The organism is uncultured Campylobacter sp. (assembly GCF_938045625.1).
In the GTDB taxonomy this organism is placed as follows: domain Bacteria; phylum Campylobacterota; class Campylobacteria; order Campylobacterales; family Campylobacteraceae; genus Campylobacter_A.
The window spans coordinates 19,280-36,292 of sequence record NZ_CALIAV010000023.1; the positions used below are offsets into that span (position 1 = coordinate 19,280).

General features: G+C 45.3%; 13 protein-coding genes. 8 read left to right on the plus strand and 5 right to left on the minus strand.

All coding sequences use genetic code 11. The features are described 5' to 3' along the window. The first annotated feature begins 100 nt into the window (after positions 1 to 100). From Q0386_RS02085 to Q0386_RS02095, 3 genes are read left to right on the plus strand one after another with little or no spacing between them, the layout of a single operon-like run. The gene (locus Q0386_RS02085; RefSeq protein ID WP_299026364.1) at positions 101 to 1,420 is read left to right on the plus strand and encodes a TolC family protein; all 1,320 of its coding nucleotides are present in this window, start codon (positions 101 to 103) and stop codon (positions 1,418 to 1,420) included. Further along, positions 1,417 to 2,565 carry an efflux RND transporter periplasmic adaptor subunit gene (locus Q0386_RS02090; protein WP_299026367.1) on the plus strand — a complete coding sequence of 383 codons (1,149 nt, stop codon included), beginning with the start codon at positions 1,417 to 1,419 and terminating at the stop codon, positions 2,563 to 2,565. The genes Q0386_RS02085 and Q0386_RS02090 overlap by 4 nt, the downstream gene beginning before the upstream one ends. Continuing rightward, positions 2,558 to 5,578 (plus strand): efflux RND transporter permease subunit, encoded by a 3,021-nt coding sequence (locus Q0386_RS02095; RefSeq protein ID WP_299026370.1) that lies wholly within the window; start codon positions 2,558 to 2,560, stop codon positions 5,576 to 5,578. The genes Q0386_RS02090 and Q0386_RS02095 overlap by 8 nt, the downstream gene beginning before the upstream one ends. A gap of 337 nt (positions 5,579 to 5,915) precedes the next feature. On the opposite strand, the gene Q0386_RS02100 is transcribed toward Q0386_RS02095, so the two are convergent. Continuing rightward, positions 5,916 to 6,812 (minus strand): hypothetical protein, encoded by an 897-nt coding sequence (locus tag Q0386_RS02100; protein ID WP_299026373.1) that lies wholly within the window; start codon positions 6,810 to 6,812, stop codon positions 5,916 to 5,918. 98 nt (positions 6,813 to 6,910) lie between these two features. Between Q0386_RS02100 and Q0386_RS02105 the strand changes: the two genes are divergently transcribed. From Q0386_RS02105 to Q0386_RS02115, 3 genes are all read left to right on the plus strand, one after another. Beyond that, positions 6,911 to 7,441: a PepSY-associated TM helix domain-containing protein gene (locus Q0386_RS02105; protein ID WP_299026376.1), complete on the plus strand. Its 531-nt coding sequence runs from the start codon at positions 6,911 to 6,913 to the stop codon at positions 7,439 to 7,441. After that, complete coding sequence (locus tag Q0386_RS02110; RefSeq protein WP_299026380.1) at positions 7,438 to 9,576, plus strand: TonB-dependent siderophore receptor; 2,139 nt, start codon at positions 7,438 to 7,440, stop codon at positions 9,574 to 9,576. The genes Q0386_RS02105 and Q0386_RS02110 overlap by 4 nt, the downstream gene beginning before the upstream one ends. A gap of 298 nt (positions 9,577 to 9,874) precedes the next feature. Continuing rightward, positions 9,875 to 10,492, plus strand: a complete 618-nt coding sequence (locus Q0386_RS02115; protein WP_299026383.1) for a tetratricopeptide repeat protein — start codon at positions 9,875 to 9,877, stop codon at positions 10,490 to 10,492. Positions 10,493 to 10,640: 148 nt separating this feature from the next. Here the strand turns inward: Q0386_RS02115 and Q0386_RS02120 are convergent, their stop codons facing one another. The 4 genes from Q0386_RS02120 to Q0386_RS02135 form a co-directional block, all read right to left on the minus strand. Continuing rightward, on the minus strand, positions 10,641 to 11,813 hold the full coding sequence (locus Q0386_RS02120; RefSeq protein ID WP_299026386.1) for a HAMP domain-containing sensor histidine kinase: 1,173 nt from the start codon (positions 11,811 to 11,813) through the stop codon (positions 10,641 to 10,643). After that, entirely contained in the window at positions 11,806 to 12,468 is a 663-nt protein-coding gene (locus Q0386_RS02125; RefSeq protein WP_299026389.1) for a response regulator transcription factor, read from the minus strand. The genes Q0386_RS02120 and Q0386_RS02125 overlap by 8 nt, the downstream gene beginning before the upstream one ends. Next, a complete protein-coding gene (locus tag Q0386_RS02130) occupies positions 12,468 to 12,734 on the minus strand; it encodes a hypothetical protein (RefSeq protein WP_299026392.1) in 267 nt (88 codons plus the stop codon). Before Q0386_RS02130 ends, Q0386_RS02125 begins: the two co-directional genes overlap by 1 nt. A 64-nt stretch (positions 12,735 to 12,798) precedes the next feature. Next, complete coding sequence (locus Q0386_RS02135) at positions 12,799 to 13,710, minus strand: AEC family transporter (protein WP_299026394.1); 912 nt, start codon at positions 13,708 to 13,710, stop codon at positions 12,799 to 12,801. A 146-nt stretch (positions 13,711 to 13,856) separates the two neighbouring features. Here Q0386_RS02135 and Q0386_RS02140 point away from each other — a divergent pair, with 146 nt between their 5' ends. Together Q0386_RS02140 and Q0386_RS02145 are read left to right on the plus strand one after the other, a co-directional pair. Then, positions 13,857 to 15,068 carry an efflux RND transporter periplasmic adaptor subunit gene (locus tag Q0386_RS02140; protein WP_299026397.1) on the plus strand — a complete coding sequence of 404 codons (1,212 nt, stop codon included), beginning with the start codon at positions 13,857 to 13,859 and terminating at the stop codon, positions 15,066 to 15,068. A gap of 18 nt (positions 15,069 to 15,086) precedes the next feature. Then, positions 15,087 to 17,012, plus strand: coding sequence for a MacB family efflux pump subunit (locus tag Q0386_RS02145; protein ID WP_299026565.1), 1,926 nt, complete (start codon positions 15,087 to 15,089; stop codon positions 17,010 to 17,012). Position 17,013 lies beyond the last annotated feature (1 nt).

Here is a 17,013-nt window from a genome sequence, read left to right on the forward strand (position 1 = left end):
AAATTTTCATTTTGTTTTACCTACGGCGCCAGACTTCAGACGGCGCAAATCAGCTCAAATTTAGCCCGCGCCGCCCAGAGCTAATAGGGGAAGGCTTCAGATGAAAAAAATTTATATATTTTTGAGTTTTTGCGTTGTTTTAGGTGGTTCGGAGATTAAATTTGACGGAAATTTGCCCGAGCTGATTTTGGCTGCGCAGAGCTCAAATTTAGCTCAAATCTCAAACTACGAACCGCAAAAAGCGCAGCTGCAAAAAGAGGCTGTAAAAAGTGCATATATGCCAAGTCTTACGATCGATGGCGGATACAGCTTTTTAAGCGGCGACATAAACGTCCTGCGCCCACAAAGAGCCGCCACGGCAAGGGCGATTTTGGAGCTTGCAGTTTATGACGGCGGTAAGCGCGAAGCGCTGCTAAGCTCGCTTTCGCATCTTAGCGCGGCTGGAATTTTAAAGAACGAGGATTATCAAAACCTGCTCGCGTTTAACGCGACCAAGCTTTATTTTAGTTTTTTGTCGCTGGGCGAGCTCGCGACCGCAAAAGAAGGCGAGATAAACTACCTAAAAAATGCGCTAAATAGGCTGGAAAAATACTACCGCGCGGGACTTAGCGACGAGAGCGAATATGAAGCGATAAACGCTAGATACGCCATGGCGCTCGCCGAACGCCTCGAAATCACGCAAAATCAAAACGAGATAAAAAATCAAATTTACGCGCTAACGGGCAGAGATATAAAGCCTGTGGCGGGCTCTAGGATCGCTTTTACGGACGATGAAAACTCCGCGCCGCAAAAAAGCGCAAAGCCAGAGCTTGAGGCGCTTAGTCTAAATTTTGCCGCGGCTTTGGAGGACGAAAAGATAACCGCATCCGAGACGAACCCGCAAATTTTCATCAAAAACACCTACACCTTTATGCGCACTCATTACGATAGAAATTTGCTGCCAGCACAGTATAGAAGCGCGCTGGAGCCGTATTTCGACGACTTTTTTAAGCCAAATTTAAATACCAACGAGCTGATTTTGGGCTTTAGCTGGAAGGCGTTTGATTTTGGCGCGAACAAAAAGCAGCGCGAAATAAAGCGCATAAGCGCGCTGCAAGCGAAGCTAAATTTAGATCAAAAGCGCTTGCAAAACGAGCTAAATTTGACGAATATCAAAAACGACCTAAAGACGCTAGAGCAAAAGATAGCCGCGGGCGAAAGTGCGCTAAACTCGGCGCAAACCTCGCTAAATGCCGTTAGCAAAAAGTACGAGGCGGGGCTGCTCGGATACGTCGAGTTTTTAAACGCGACCGCGCAGAGCTTTAGCGCAGGTAGCGCGCTGGAGCTAAGCAAGAGTAAATTTGAGATCAAAAAGGCGGAGTATCTATACGAGCGCGGCGGCAAGATCGCCGAAAATATCGAAAAAACGGAGCGCAAATGAATAAAATTTTACTTTTTTTACTGAGCGCGGCGGTTGCGCTTTGCGCGCAGGATAAAATTTACGCGAGCTTTGACGTCGCGCCCGCAAAAGACGCGCAGCTCGCGCTAAAAGCCGTCGGTATCGTAAAGGCCGTAAACGTAGAAATAGGCTCTGCGGTAAAGCGCGGCGACGTGCTACTCGAGCTTGAAAACGAGAGCGAAAAGCTAGCCGTAAAGCTCGCTCAAAACGACCTAGAGAGCGCGCAGACGGCAAAAGCCCACGCAAAAAGTGTGCTGGATAAATTTAAGCTCGTTCAAAGCGTGAGCTCGAAGCAGGCTTTTGAAAATGCGGAATTTGATTTTAAAAACGCCGCGCTAGCTGAAAACAGGGCGCATCTGGCGCTAAATTTGGCGCAAAAGCGGCTAGAAGACACGCGACTACTAGCACCTTTTGACGGGACGATCTCAGGCAAGAGCATCGAGGTCGGCGAGGGTGTTGGCGGCGTAGCGCAAAAGCTGATGTTGATTTTTTCGTATCCGGACGTGAAGCTCAAACTTAGCTTTGATGAAAAATTTAAAGACCGCGTGAAAATCGGCAGCGAATTTATCTATAAATTAGACGGTGAAAATAAGGAAAGACGCGGCGAGATCAGCCTCATCTATCCGACTATCGACACGAAAAACGGCAAAATTTACGCCGAAGTACGGGCGCGAAATTTGACGCCGGGGCTTTTTGGCGAGGGATATATCGTCTCAGATTCGCAGGTTGAAACGGATGCCGAGCCTAAAAAAGAGGACGCAAATAAAACGTCTGGGCTTAAATTTGACGGCTTTAAAAACGGCGGGCATGCCGCTAGCGGCGCGAAGTTTGACGATAAAAAAGCTAGCTTCGGCATGGCTTGGTTTTTAAATTTGACGCTGCAAACGAAAGACAAGGTAAATTTGAGCTCAAATTCGGCGCGCGTTAAATTTGACTCCACCGCAAAAAATGCAAATTTAACGAGCGAGTCAAATTTATCGCATAAAAAAGGCGACCCAAATTTAAACGCCGTATTTAACTCGGCGCAAATTTTGCTCGCCGCTAATCGCCAAACGCTTTATGCAGGGCAGGGCGGCCGGGTAAATTTGACGCAAAAGGCAGTTTTGGCGAAGGCGCAAAATGTATAAACTAGCCATAAATCGCCCGATTACGACGCTGATGTTTTTTGTCGCGCTCGTATTTTTCGGCGCGATGTCGCTTTTTAGGATGCCGGTAAATCTCTTTCCCGAGGTCGTCATCCCGCTGGTTAAGATCACGACCTATGCGCCGGGCGATATGAGCCTCATCGAGAGTAGGGTCACCAAAAAGATCGAGGACGAGGTCTCGACGATAGACGGTATCAAAAAGATTAGATCCTATACATTTAACAACCTCAGCATCGTCATGGTTGAGTTTAATCTCAAGAAAAACATCGACGTCGCCGCGAACGACGTGCGCGACAAGGTTGCAAAGGCAAAGCTCGACGCCCAGCCCGAGATAGAGAAAATTAGCAGCGACAGTGGCAAGGTGGCGAGCTTTTTCGTTAGCCGAAAGGACGAAAATTTAACCGCGCTCATGCAGGCGGTAAAAGACGAGGCAAAGCCGTTTTTGCAGCGCGTAAAAGGCGTTGGCAAGGTCGATGACAAGGGCTTTTTGGAGCCTGAGATCAAAATTTACCTTGATCCGTTTAAACTCGATAAATACGCTCTAACCGCGGCCTCGGTCATAAATATAATCAAATCGCAAAATTTAAAAGCGCCGCTTGGCAAGCTGGAAAATAGCGAGTTCGAGATATTTTTAAAGAGCGAATTTGACGCCAAAAGCGTGCGCGAGCTAGAGGAAATTCGCCTGCAAAAGGACGTATTTTTAAAAGACGTCGCGCGCATAGAGCTATCTCATCACGACACCGACGCCGTTGCGATGTATAACGGCAAGCGCGGAGTGCTGCTTGACGCTATAAAAGTAAGCGGCGCAAACACGATCGAGACGGTAAACGCGCTCAAAGCTAAAACGGACGATCTAGCGGCGAGACTAGGCGCAAACTACGAAGTAGAGCGAGTTTATGAAAAGAGTGAGAGTATCCTAAAGCACATAAATCAGGTCAAATTTGACATGATGCTGGGCGTCGCGCTCACGGTCGTCATCGTCTTTTTCTTTTTGCGAAGCTTTAGCGCGACTATCATCGCCGCGCTCGCGATCCCGGCTAGTATCGTGGGGACGTTTTTTATCATCGACGTTTTGGGCTTTGATCTAAACCGCCTCACGCTACTGGCTCTCACGCTTGGTATCGGTATATTTATCGACGATGCGATCGTGGTCGTGGAAAATATCTCCAAGAAGATGCAAGAGGGCGAGAGCAATCCGCTAAAAGCGAGCTTTGAGGGCGTGCGCGAGATAGCCTTTAGCGTGCTTAGCATTAGTGCGGTGCTGCTTTGCGTGTTTGTGCCGATTGCCTTTATGGAGGGCATCGTCGGGCAGTATTTTAACTCCTTTGGTATGAGCGTGAGCGGCGGTATCGTGGTGTCGTTTTTGGTTTGCATCATGCTGATACCCAGCCTGGCGGCGAGGTTTTTGAGCGAGGGCGAGAGTAAATTTTACCGCGTGACGGAGCCATTTTTTGAGGCGCTTGAGAGCGGTTACGAGCGGCTTTTGAAGCTTATTTTGAGGTTTAAAACCGCGTTTGTTATCCTCACTTTAGGCGTGCTGGCTCTTTGTATGAGCCTAGCCGGCAAGGTCGGCATGGACTTTTTGCCCGTCGAGGACGAAGGGCAGTTTGAGATATTTTTAAAAGCAAGCCCCGGCATCTCGGTTGAAGCTATGAGCGCTAGAGCTAGCGAGGTCGTGCGCGAGGTAGATAGCGATCCGCACGTCGAGTACTCGTATATGATCGCTGGCTACACGGACTCAAAGGACGCGTACAAGGCTAAAATTTACGTCCGATTAAAGGGCTTTGAGTCGCGAAAAGAGCGCCAAACGCAGATAATGGACGAGTATAGAAAAAAGCTTAAATTTGATGACCTCAGCGTCAAAGTCCTGCAGATACCATACGTCGATACCGGTAGCGACAGCGAGCCTGTGCAGCTAACGATCACTGGCGATAGCCTAGAAAAGCTAGACGAAATCCTGCCAAAAGCCATCGCCATGGTGCGCGCGATAGAGGGCACGACGGACGTGGGCAGCGATAACGAGGATAAGATAAACGAGCTACAAATCAGCGTAAATAAAGACAAAGCCAAGCGCCTAAACGTCGATCCTAGCGCGGTGGCGCAGGTGATATACGCGTCCTTTGGGCAAAATAGGCTTGGTAGCTTTGATAACGGCGACGCGCAGTACGATATGATACTGAGGTTTGACGACGAGTACCGCAAGGACGCGCAGGCGCTGCAAAAACTAAAGATCAAAAACGCTCACGGCGAGAGTATAAGCCTAAGCGCGGTGGCGGAGTTTAAGACGAGCAAGACCTTTTCCGTGATAAACCGCTTTAACAAACAGCGTCAGATCAGGATCGTCGCAAACGTGGATAACGTCCCGCTAGGCGCCGTGCAAAAGGGCATCGATGAAAATATCGGTCAAATTTTGCCTGAGGGCTTTGATTACGTGATGACGGGCTTTATCGAGATGATGAACGACACGAACGCGGCCTTTGTATTTACGATCAGCCTTAGCGTCGTGCTCATCTATATGATCCTGGCCGCGCTTTACGAGAGCTTCGTGCTGCCGCTCATCATCATGATCTCGATGCCGCTGGCGTTTGGCGGCGTGGCGGTCGGGTTGTACCTTAGCGGTAACTCCTTTAGCCTATTTGTGATGGTCGGCGCGATCTTGCTTTTTGGCATGGTGGGCAAAAACGCGATTTTAGTTGTGGATTTTGCCAACCGCTACGCAAACGAGGGCGCGCCGCTAAACGAAGCTATCGTGCGAGCCGGCGTTAAGAGGCTACGAGCGATACTGATGACTACTTTTGCGATGATATTTTCGATGTTGCCGCTTGCTCTTAGCAGAGGCGCGGGATATGAGGGCAACTCCCCGATGGCGATCTCGATCATTTCTGGGCTTATTAGCTCGACGCTACTAACGCTGCTGGTGGTGCCTGCGCTCTTTGGCGCGGTGTATAAGATAGATAAATTCGTGAGTAAAATTTATAAAAGAGAGGAAATTTAGGGCTTAAATTTAAGCTTGCTTTAGGCTGAGCCTGCATCAAATTTGCGCTCGGCATTTGCTCTACCGTTGGGCGCTGATTTTGTTTAAACTAAAAAGCCGATTTTGCTTTGAGACCACATTAAACGCATTTGTATCCACACATCAAATGAGAGTGATTGGAATCTCACTATGTTTTATCCTTATTTTAAATGCCTGTAGACAGTACTTAAACACCTTTAATTCAATATAAGTTTATAAATTTTTACCACACAATACTCTCTAAGTATATTAATATTATATGTTTTATATGCATAGTCTTTAAAGTATTTTAAAATACCTTAAAGACAATTTGTCTAAACTAATTATTTGATTTTATATACTTTTTTGCGTTAACTTCATCAATTATTTTTTGTCTTGACTCTTTCGTTATTTTTGAATCTGGCTCAATAAATCCAGTCGTAAAAAAATACCAAATTAGATTGGTTAAATTATCATCTAAAACTATCATGCTATCAGATGAAATATTTATCTCTTTACCTATTTCATATCCTGACAAATAGTCAATCCCACAACTCCCCCAAATATTTATAAGAAACACACAATTTAGGGCAAAAGATAAAATATAACACTCTTTAAAACTATCTGTTTGATCCATTGTTCTTATGCTACCACCAACAAATCTTTTTTCAAGTAAATCTGGTATTCTTCCTGCATCAATCATTATGTTATTTATATCCTGCACAACCTCCAGTTTTTTTGTTGGTAAAAAATACATTTTTATTTCTTTAATATTGTCATGATTTTCACTTAACAATAGTTTTCTATACTTTTCTAAAATTTCTTTTATTTTAGATATCTCATTATCAGTAAATTTTTCACTTTCATCTTCTATTTTATTTTGATTATGATAAAGCTCAAACGTGCCTACTCTCCACAAAAGAGATAGAATAAAGTATTTAAAATCTTTATTGTCTGTATTTATCTTAGTTTTTGCTTCATTTTTAACTATATCAAAAAAATCATTTTTAAAAATTCGTTCGTATTTACTAAATTTTGACTCACATTCAGAGCATAAAAATAAAAACTTTAATCCATCTTGACTTCTTGTGTTTACATTATCTGATGTTCTAAATTTTTTAGTGGGCGATATTTCCTTAACTGCGTTAAAGAAAAATTTTGGATGTATATGGCTTTTGCATAATTTTTTCTCATTTCTACACAATCCACACTTGCTATCAATTTTAATTTCATACATGAGACTCCTTTTATGCAATATTGTATCATAAATCTCACCCATCAAACTCTGCATCTATTATATAGTTCGTGGCACTTAGATTATGTGATACCGATTTTATGCTAACTTCTATATTTTCAAGACCTGTGACGCCTGGTATCTTTAGCTTTCTGCCTGCTCTCATTTCCTGTTCAGCTCAAGTTAGGTTTATGTTTATGCCGCCCTTTGACAACTCCAAATTTGTTATCAGCCGGCAAATTTACGACAAAAATATCTCAATCGACGCCCTGGTACAAAAAGCAGCCTCGGATATGCCAGGATTTAGGACGCACTACGTTAGTTTTCCGTTTTATGATGGCGCAAATATCACGCTTTACGGGCAAAAACCGAGTCAAGGTTTCCTTCATAGCCAGTACTCAAGCACCGTTTCTTACAATAAAAACAGCGCAAATTTAATCGACGTAAAAGATATAGAGCTAGCAAGCAAAACGGACAAGTTTTTATCGACGTTTAGACGCGCTCACTACGGCGATTATAACGCCGCGACTAAGTTTTTCTGGTTTTTGTGCGGGCTAGCTCCGCTTGCGCTTAGCGTTTCGGGCATTTATTTATGGATAAAAAGATCAAATTTTAAAAGGAGAAAAAGATGAAAAATAAAATTTTGTTTTCGGTTGCGGCGATAAATTTGCTAGCGTCCGTTCAAATTTTAGCCGCCCAAAACGGCGAGAACGCAGCGGGCAAAGAGACGCTTCGTGCCGTCGAGGTAACTAGCGAACAAAGGCGCGACGACGTCAAATACAACGCAAAAGAGCTAGTAAAAAGCACCACGAGACTGGATCTCACCTCGCGTCAGACGCCTCAGTCACTTACCGTCATAACGGAGGCCAGACTAAAGGATCAAAACATCAACGACTATCAGGTGCTTTTGCGAAATATCCCGGGCGTCACGCTTAACAAGTGGGACGAGCGCGTATATCCTACGGCAAGAGGCTTTAAGATAGATTATTATTTGCTTGATTCGATGCCAAGCTTTGGCGGATTTAGCCTAGGCGCAAACGATATGAGCATGTTGCCCTATGAGCGCGTCGAAGTCGTAAAGGGCGCAAACGGCCTGCTAGCGGGTGCAGGCAATCCAGCGGCTAGCTTAGATTTCATCCGAAAAAGAGCAAATTCAAAAGAATTGACGGGAAATTTCAAACTAAGTGCGGGCTCTTACGATAGATACGGCGTATCGGGCGACGTGCAGACTCCCGTAACTGCCGATGGTAACGTGCGAGCTAGAGCGTCGTTTATGCACGAGAAGTCTCGCTCGTATATGGACTACTATAACCGTAAAAACACCGCTATCTACGGCGTTGTTGATGCAGATATCATGGATAGCTCGTGGCTGAGCCTAGGCGCTTTTTATCAGGAGCTAAAGCGTCACGGCATACGCTGGGGAGGAATGCCCGCGTTTTACAAAAACGACGCTAGGCGCGAATTTAGCAAAAACGAAATTTTTTCGCAGCCTTGGACTAGGTGGGATATCAAGACTTTTGACGTTTATGCCGATTTTAAGCACTATTTTGAAAACGAAGCCAGCCTAAATCTATCCTACTCTTTCCGCCGCGCAAATACGGATACTAATTTGCTTTACTACGGCGGCAAGGTAAATTTAGACGGTACGGGCGATGTTAGCGGACTTAGCGTCTATGCAAACAAGCGTGAGGAAAATATCCACAACGTAGACGCCTACGTAAACCTGCCCTACGAGGCGTTTAGCTTGCCTCACGAGGCGGTTTTCGGCGCTATGTACAACAACTATAAAAAAAGCTCCGACAACGTCAGTAGCTACTGGAATAGCCGCACGACTCCGGCAGGCCTAGCCTATGCGGCGCGCACTAGGATAGATTTTAACAACCTGCACCTAGACGACCCGAAGCTACCTTACGCCGATCAAAACAACGCCGATAAAACGGTGCAAAAGGCCATATATTTGGCTAATAAATTCTCAATCACGGACGAGCTTAAGTTTTTGCTAGGAGCTAGGATGAGCTACTATAAGTACCGCATAACAGGCGGCAACGGCAATAGAAACTTTACGCAAGAAATCACTCCGTATCTAGGCATCACGTACGACATCGGCGAAAACCACACGCTTTATGCTAGCTATACAAGCATCTTTAAACCCCAAACCGTAAAGGATATCAACGACAAATACTTAGATCCAATCCAAGGTAAAGACTATGAGCTTGGCATAAAGGGAGATTATTTTGACGGCGCGCTATCGGCCTCTTTTGGCGTATTTAAGGTCGTACAAGATAAGCTAGGCGCAAAAACCGGACAAAAGATCCCAGGCACTACGACTGATGCGTACGAAGCTAAAAAAGGCGTAACGAGTAAGGGTTTTGAGGTGGACGTAAACGGCGAGATAAATCAAAACTTAAGCCTCGGCCTTGGGCTTACTCACTTTAACGCCAAGGACGCAGACGGTAAGAAATTTGACACCGAAAGCTCGCGCACTACGGCAAATCTATTTGCCAAATACTCTATAGCGGACTTTAGAGCGGGTGCCGGAGTGCAGTATAAAAGTAAAATTTACGTCGGTAGCGGCGCAAATGAAATTACGCAAAAGGCCTACACGCTGGCAAATTTGATGTTTGGCTACAGGATAGGCAAAAACTTTGACATCCAGCTAAACATCGATAACGTATTTAACAAAAAATACTTCGAGGGTATCGGAAACAACAGGATGGTTTACGGTGATCCGCGAACGTTTAATCTAGGCTTTACGTATAGTTTCTAAGTGATTTTTGGATTTTGCCGCGCGGCTTGATTTACGAGCGCGGCAATCTGATCTATAAATTTGGCGCTTTTTGTCGGTATTAAATTTGTAAATTTACGAATGACGATAGGCGCCAAATTTAGATATAAAATTAAGCGTAAATTTGTCTTAACGTGCTAGAAATGCCCTTTTAACGAGCGATAAATTTGTTACAAATTTGGCTCCGTTTGGTTACTACCAAGGATTTTAAAGTTTATTTTAAGCGTTATTTTGGCGAGCGTAAGGTAAGATTAAGGCAAAATTTTCTTAAGGCTAAATTTTGAAACGCGCTTTTTTTCAAGCTATCTCGCATATTGCCGTTTTTGCGCTGGTTGCGGCGTTTGCTAGCGGTTGCGCCGCGCCGAAAAAGGCGACCCCCGCACCGCCAAAGCCCGTTACGCAGTCTGAAATAAAAAACATCTGCGATGGCAAAAGCCCAAAAGAGTGCAATGATATGGGCGTAAAATTTGAAAACAGTAAAGACTACGAGCGCGCAAAGCTCTGCTACCAAAAAGCCTGCGACGATAACGAGGGTATCGCCTGCTCAAATCTAGGCTCGCTACATCAAAAGCTAAAAAGCAAAGAGGAGAGCGAGATTTTGGCGATATTTGCAAAGTCCTGCAAACTCGGTAACAAATACGGCTGCTATAATGCAGCTAACTTCTACCGTCTCGGGCGCGGCACGGAGCACGATTTTGCCGCAGCGCGTAAGCTATACGAAAAGTCGTGCCTAGAGCTAAATCACGCGCAAAGCTGCTCAAATCTGGGCGGTATGTATCAGTTCTCGCTAGGCGTAAAAACCGCTGATTCTAAAACGGCAAAAAAATTTTACAAAATGGGCTGTGAGATGGGCGATGAGATAGGTTGCAGAAACCTTTCGCTTATCGGAGACGAGTAAAATTTATTTACACTTTCTTGATTTTACCGCCAAATTTGACGATTCTACAACTATCCTAATCAAAATTTGACTGAGAGTGTTTGTGATTTGAGCCAAATTTGCCAGTTTGGAGAAAAGCACCGTGGCTTTTATGACGCAAAATCTAAATTTAAGACTTCCACCTAAGCGTAAAGGTTGTTTCTTTACCAGGCTCACTTTCGCAGGTTACGGATATGGCGTTGTTTTCACAGGCTCTTTTTACCAAATTTAACCCTATGCCAAAGCCACCTTGGTCTTCGTTAAACCGAGTGTATCGCTCGAAAATTTTATCTTGCTGCTCTTTGCTTAACCCCTCGCCGCTATTTGAGATTTTTAGCTCGCCGTCTTGCAAACTAACCGCGACGTAGCCGCCTTGGTTTGTGTATTTTACGGCGTTGCTTAGTAGGTTATCCACCGCACGTTTTAGCTCATAGCCATTTGCATTTATGAGAGCGTCTTTTAAATTTAGCCTTAAATCAAGCCCCCGTTTAGCAAAAAACGGAGCAAAAAATTCGAGCCGCTCATTTAAAATATCTCTAAAATTTAGCTCCTCTTTTAGTGCGGAGCTTGAGGCGCCAAAGGATAAATACGTGAGGTCCTCGTAGATGTGGCTTAGCGTTTTGGCGGCGGTTTGGATGTTGTTTAGGCGCTTTAGATTTCTCTGGCTTAGGCTACTTTTATCTGCCGTTTCGATGCTCATAAGTATGACGCTAAGGGGCGCGTTTATCTCGTGAGTAGAGTCTTTTATAAAGCGATTTAGCGCGGCGATCTTGGCGTGTAGCGGCGCTAGTGCGGTCTTTGCTAGATAAAAGGCGATTATCATGATAACGCCTAAAACGATAAGCAAATTTAGCGCCGTACGCAGCCGTAGCAAATTTAGCTCGCTCGTGACGTCCTTGCCGCTTAGCGCGATTTTTGCCGTGGCTAGCTCGTCCGCGCCGCCTTCGTCCATGTTTTGTAGCGCCTCAAATATTGTCACCTTGCCGTCCGATACGACTGCACCACTCTGTGCGTCGTCAAATTTAGCGCAGCCCGCCTCGCCGTATAAAATTTGACCGCTTTTAGCTACGATGCAGGCTTTGACGTCTTTTTCGGCGGTGAAGTTTTTTACCGCGCCAAGCCCGTCCATACGCGCTTTCATATAGATACCCATCTTGATCTCTTTTAGGTTTTTGACCTCGTTTGAGATGAGGGCTTCTTTTTTCATCTTATAGTCGTTCGTGAAAAAATATCCCAAAAATAGGGCGCTAGTGATGAGATAAAGCGAGAGGATTTTGGCTATAACGGCGGAGCGCTCAGACATAGATATAGCCGTCGCCGCGCCTATTTATGATCGCGTCCTTGCCTAAAATTCGGCGTAAATTTTTAACGTAAACCCGCAGGCTCAGTTCGCTGGGCTCCTCGCCGTAGTTCCAAATTTTATCAAATATCGTCTCCTTGCTCAGCAGCGTGTTTTTATTCTCCAAAAATAGCGCCAAAAGCTCGCTTTCTTTGTTTGAGAGGTTTACGATTTGCCCGTTTTGCCTGAGAGTTTTGGAGCTTGGATAAAATTTATATCCGCCGCCAAGCTCGATAAATTCGTCGTTAACGTGAGAAAATTTTCGTTTGAGTAAAATTTGAATACGAAGCAAAAGCTCTTTTAGCTCGTACGGCTTTTTAAGGTAGTCGTCGCAGCCGCTTTTGTAGCCGATCTCTAGGTCTTGTAGCGCGTTTAGCGAGGTGGTAAAGATCGCAGGCGTGTCGTCGCCAAGCCGCCTAAGTTCGCGCAAAAGGGAGAAACCGTCGCCCTTAGGCAGCTTGACGTCGAGGATGAGGATATCAAAATTTCGCTCGTAGGCGGTATCTAGAGCTGCTTTAGCATCGGCTCGAACGGTCACGTCGTAGCCTTGTTCGCTCAGATACTCGCTGATGAGTTCGCTTAGCGTCTCATCGTCCTCTACGAGCAAAATTTGCGTCATTACATCTTATCCTTTTTCATATCTTTCATGTCGTCTTCCTTTTTACCCATATCGTCTTTCATCTCTTTCATGTCGCCCTTCATTTCGTCCTTTTTTATCATCATATCGTCTTTTTTCTCCATCATGGCGTCCTTCTTTCCCATCATGGTATCTTTTTTCTCCATCATGGTATTTTTTTTCTCCATCATATCGCCTTTCATCTCGGCAGCAAAGATAGAACCTGTAACAAACAACGCGCTAAGCGCAACTAAAGCTAACTTTTTCATAGCATCTCCTTTAGGAAAATTTATGATGGAAGTTTAGCTAAGAAATGTGAAACGAGCGTGAAATTTACGCCATCAGGCTAAATACATACGATAAAAGCGGCAGACTAACGAAGCTAAACGCCACTCCTACGGCCACGGCGGCGACTGCCAGCTGGCTATCAAGCTCTGCTTTCATGATCATCGCGCTTGCTAGCACCATCGGCGGCATGGCACACTGCAGGATACCAATCATCCATGTTTGTCCAAACTCTACGCCAAAGATGATGGTAATAAGTATAAACAAAAAAGGCGCTACTAGCATCTTGCCGATGATAACGACTGCGGTTGATTTATAGCAGCTTTTGATACTGCGAAAACCAAGCCCGATGCCGATCGCAAAAAGCGCGACTGGAACGACGCTCTGAGCAAAAAGAGTAAGCGCGTCAAATAGCACGCTTGGAAGCGGAACGCCGCGAAGCAAAAAGCCTAAAATAAGCGCGACAAACGGCGGAAATTTGATCACTTTCATGACGTTTTGCACGATCGAAACCTTTGCCGGAGCGCCAAAAGCTAACACAAAAGGCCCAAAAATACTAATAGGGATCGAGGTGGCTAGCTGATCGTAAAAGATAACTTCGTTCATCGCGCCCTCGCCAAAAAAACCCTTGATGATAGGCATGCCCATAAATATGGTATTTCCAAACATCCCAAGCAGCACGGCGCTCACGGTCGTGGCTTTGTTAAATTTTAAAAATTTGCACGCGAGAAATATCGCCGCAGCGCCCATCATCGAACAAGCAAAACCCGTGGCGATGACGTTGATAAGCGTAGTGTCGATGTTTACGTGGTAAATTTTGTCGAAAATCAGCGCCGGAAGAGCGAAACAAAGCGCGTAGTTTATGAATACGGAAGCGTTTTTTTGCTCGAAGACTTTAAATTTTTTCGCCCCGTAGCCCGAAGCAATAATAATAAAAATAGATAATAATTGCGTAAACATTTGCGTAATCCGAAGTTATAAATTTTAAAAAACCGATTATACGGCGGCTCGCATTAAAGAAAAATAAAATTTAATTGAATTACTTAACATCGCCTTAACGGGTTTTTGTATATAATCTCGCGTTAAATTTAAAAAAGCGAGAAATAATGAAAAAATTTATCAAATTTATCGCGGTTTTAGCCGTGCTGGCTGGGGTCGGTTACTATTTTTACGATAAAAATTTTAACGTCCCGCAAGGCGATCAGTTTATAACCTCAAAAGCCGTTCGCGGCGAGCTCGTAAAAAGCATCGAAAGCAACGGCGAGATCTACGCTACCGAGCTAATCGACGTGGGCGCGCAGGTAGGCGGCCAGATCAAAAAACTCTACGTCAAATTAGGAGACGTCGTAAAAGCCGGCGACATGATAGCTGAAATCGACTCGGCGACCCAGCAAAATAACGTAGATACCAAAAAAGCGCAGCTTGGGATTTACGAAGCGAAGTTAAATTCAGCCAAAGTCGCACTTGAGATATCAAAGACCAAATTTAAGCGCGAGCAAGAGCTTTTTGCTAAAAACGCAACCTCAAAAGAGGAGTTTGAAAACGCAAAAAATACCCTAGCCGCAAACGAAGCCTCGCTAAAAGAGATCGAAGCGCAAATCGCGCAGGCTAAAATCTCTCTAAACACCGCCCAGATCGACCTTGGCTATACCAAAATCACAGCTCCAAAAGGCGGTGTCGTGGTCTCCGTGCAGGTTGAGGAAGGTCAAACCGTAAACTCAAACCAAACTACGCCAACTATCGTAAATATTGCCGATTTAAGCAAAGTTCAGCTAAAAATGGAGATCGCCGAGGGCGACATAACTAAAATCAAGGTCGGCTCGAAAGTCGAATACTCGATACTCTCCGAGCCAAATCGTAAATTTTACGCCCGTATTAGCTCGATCGACCCGGGCCTCACCACGCTAAGCAACGGCAAATACACCACGACTACAAGCTCAGGCTCGACCGCCTCAAGCTCCAGCAGCTCGGCGATCTACTACTACGCTAAGGCCGTTGTAGATAATCCTGACGGCACGCTAAGGATCGGCATGACCACGCAAAATACCATCATCCTAGATAGCGTAAAAGACGCGATCATCGTACCATCGATCGCTATCAAAAAAGAGGACGGCAAAAGCGTGGTTTACGTATTAAAAAAAGGTAAAGACGGGCTAGATACGGCTGAGCGAAGAGAGGTACAGACGGGACTAATAGATAGCCTAAAAACTCAAATTTTAAGCGGAGTAGAGGAAGGCGAGGAAGTCGTGACGAAGCGAAATTCGGCGGCTGAGATCAGCGAAATGCTTGAAAAAGAGAAAAGAAAAATGGGCTTTTAAGGTAGCATCTTGAAAAATTTGATAGAACTTAAAAATTTAAGTAAGAAATTTAAACTCGGCGATAACGTGTTTGACGCGCTAAAAGACGTAAATTTAACCATAAAAAAGGGCGAGTTTATCGCTATCATCGGGCAGAGCGGCTCGGGAAAATCTACGCTCATGAACATCCTTGGCTGCCTGGATAATCCAAGCGGCGGGCAGTATCTGCTAGAAGAGCGCGACATATCTAAATTTGAAGGCGACGAGCTAGCGCGTTTGCGTAGGGAAAAATTCGGCTTTATCTTTCAGCGCTATAACCTTTTATCTACGCTATCTACGCTGCAAAACGTAGCGCTACCTAGCGTATATGCCGGCGTTTCTAAAAAAGATCGCGAGAAAAAGGCCGGCGAACTTTTAGAAGGGCTCGGTCTTGGCGAAAAGCTACAAAATCTGCCTAGCAAACTTAGCGGCGGACAGCAGCAGCGAGTCTCGATCGCTAGAGCGCTCATAAACGGCGGCGAGATCATCCTCGCAGACGAGCCGACGGGTGCGCTAGATAGCAAAAGCGGCCTCATGGTGATGGAAATTTTAACAAATTTGCACAAGCAAGGCCACACCATCATCATCGTCACGCACGACCCAAATATCGCTGCATACGCCAATCGCGTCATCGAGATAAAAGACGGTAAAATTTTGAGCGATACGGTAAAAAGCGAGGAAATTTTCGCCTCCGAAAAACCGTCGCCGAAGCAAAAAAATATCTTTAGCTTTTATAAAGATCAGTTTATCGAGAGCTTTAAAATGTCGATAAACGCGATCCTTAGCCACAAACTGCGCTCGGTGCTAACAATGCTTGGCATCATCATCGGCATCACCTCCGTCATCTGCGTAGTCGCTCTTGGAAAGGGCTCACAAGAGCAGATCCTCTCCGATATCCGCGGCATCGGCACAAATACGATCGACATCTACAACGGCAAGGGTTTTGGCGACAGATCAGAGCGCATCAAGGCTCTAACGATCAGCGACGCGACGCTACTTTCAAAGCAAGATTATCTCGATAGCGTCACGCCAAACGCCTCGACCGCCGCGACTTTGACGTATCGAAATAAATCCGCCAGTGCGACCGTCAGAGGCGGCAGCGAAGATAGCCTTGATGTCATGGGCTACAAGATGGAGGCTGGACGCGAATTTACCGCTGATGATGTGAAGGACTCAGCTTCTGTTGCGATCATCGACCAAGCAACGAAGGATGAATTTTTCAAAAACGCCGACCCGGTTGGAGAGACGCTACTTATTAACCGCCGTCCATTTAAGATAATTGGCGTCTTGCAAAAGAAAGAAAAGGGCTTTGATGATGGCAGTACATTAAAGGTCTATACGACCTACACGGCAATCATCAATAAACTAACTGGCGACAAGCACATAAGCTCGATCACAGCAAAGGTAAAAGACAATGTAAATGCCCAAATCGCCGAGCAGAGCATAACTGAAATTTTGACCGCAAAGCACGGCAAAAAGGACTTTAAAACAAGAAATTCTGATAGCATAAAAGTAACGATAGAGGAGGCAACCAAGACGATGACGCTGCTGATCTCTTGTATCGCCTTTATCTCTCTGCTAGTGGGCGGTATCGGCGTGATGAACATCATGCTAGTTTCAGTGACCGAGCGCACTAAAGAGATCGGCATCAGGATGGCGATCGGCGCGCGTCAGGGAAATATCCTGGAGCAGTTTTTGATCGAGGCTGTGCTACTGTGTCTGATCGGCGGGCTAATCGGCGTCGGATCGGCATTTGGTATCGGCTATCTAGCAGAAAATTTCGCGCCCGATATAAAGATGATATTTTCACAGACCTCTATCGTGGTCGCGCTCGTCGTTTCTAGCGCGATAGGCGTAATATTTGGCTACATGCCTGCTCGCAGCGCCTCAAAGCTAAATCCGATCGACGCTCTAACAAGGGAATAAA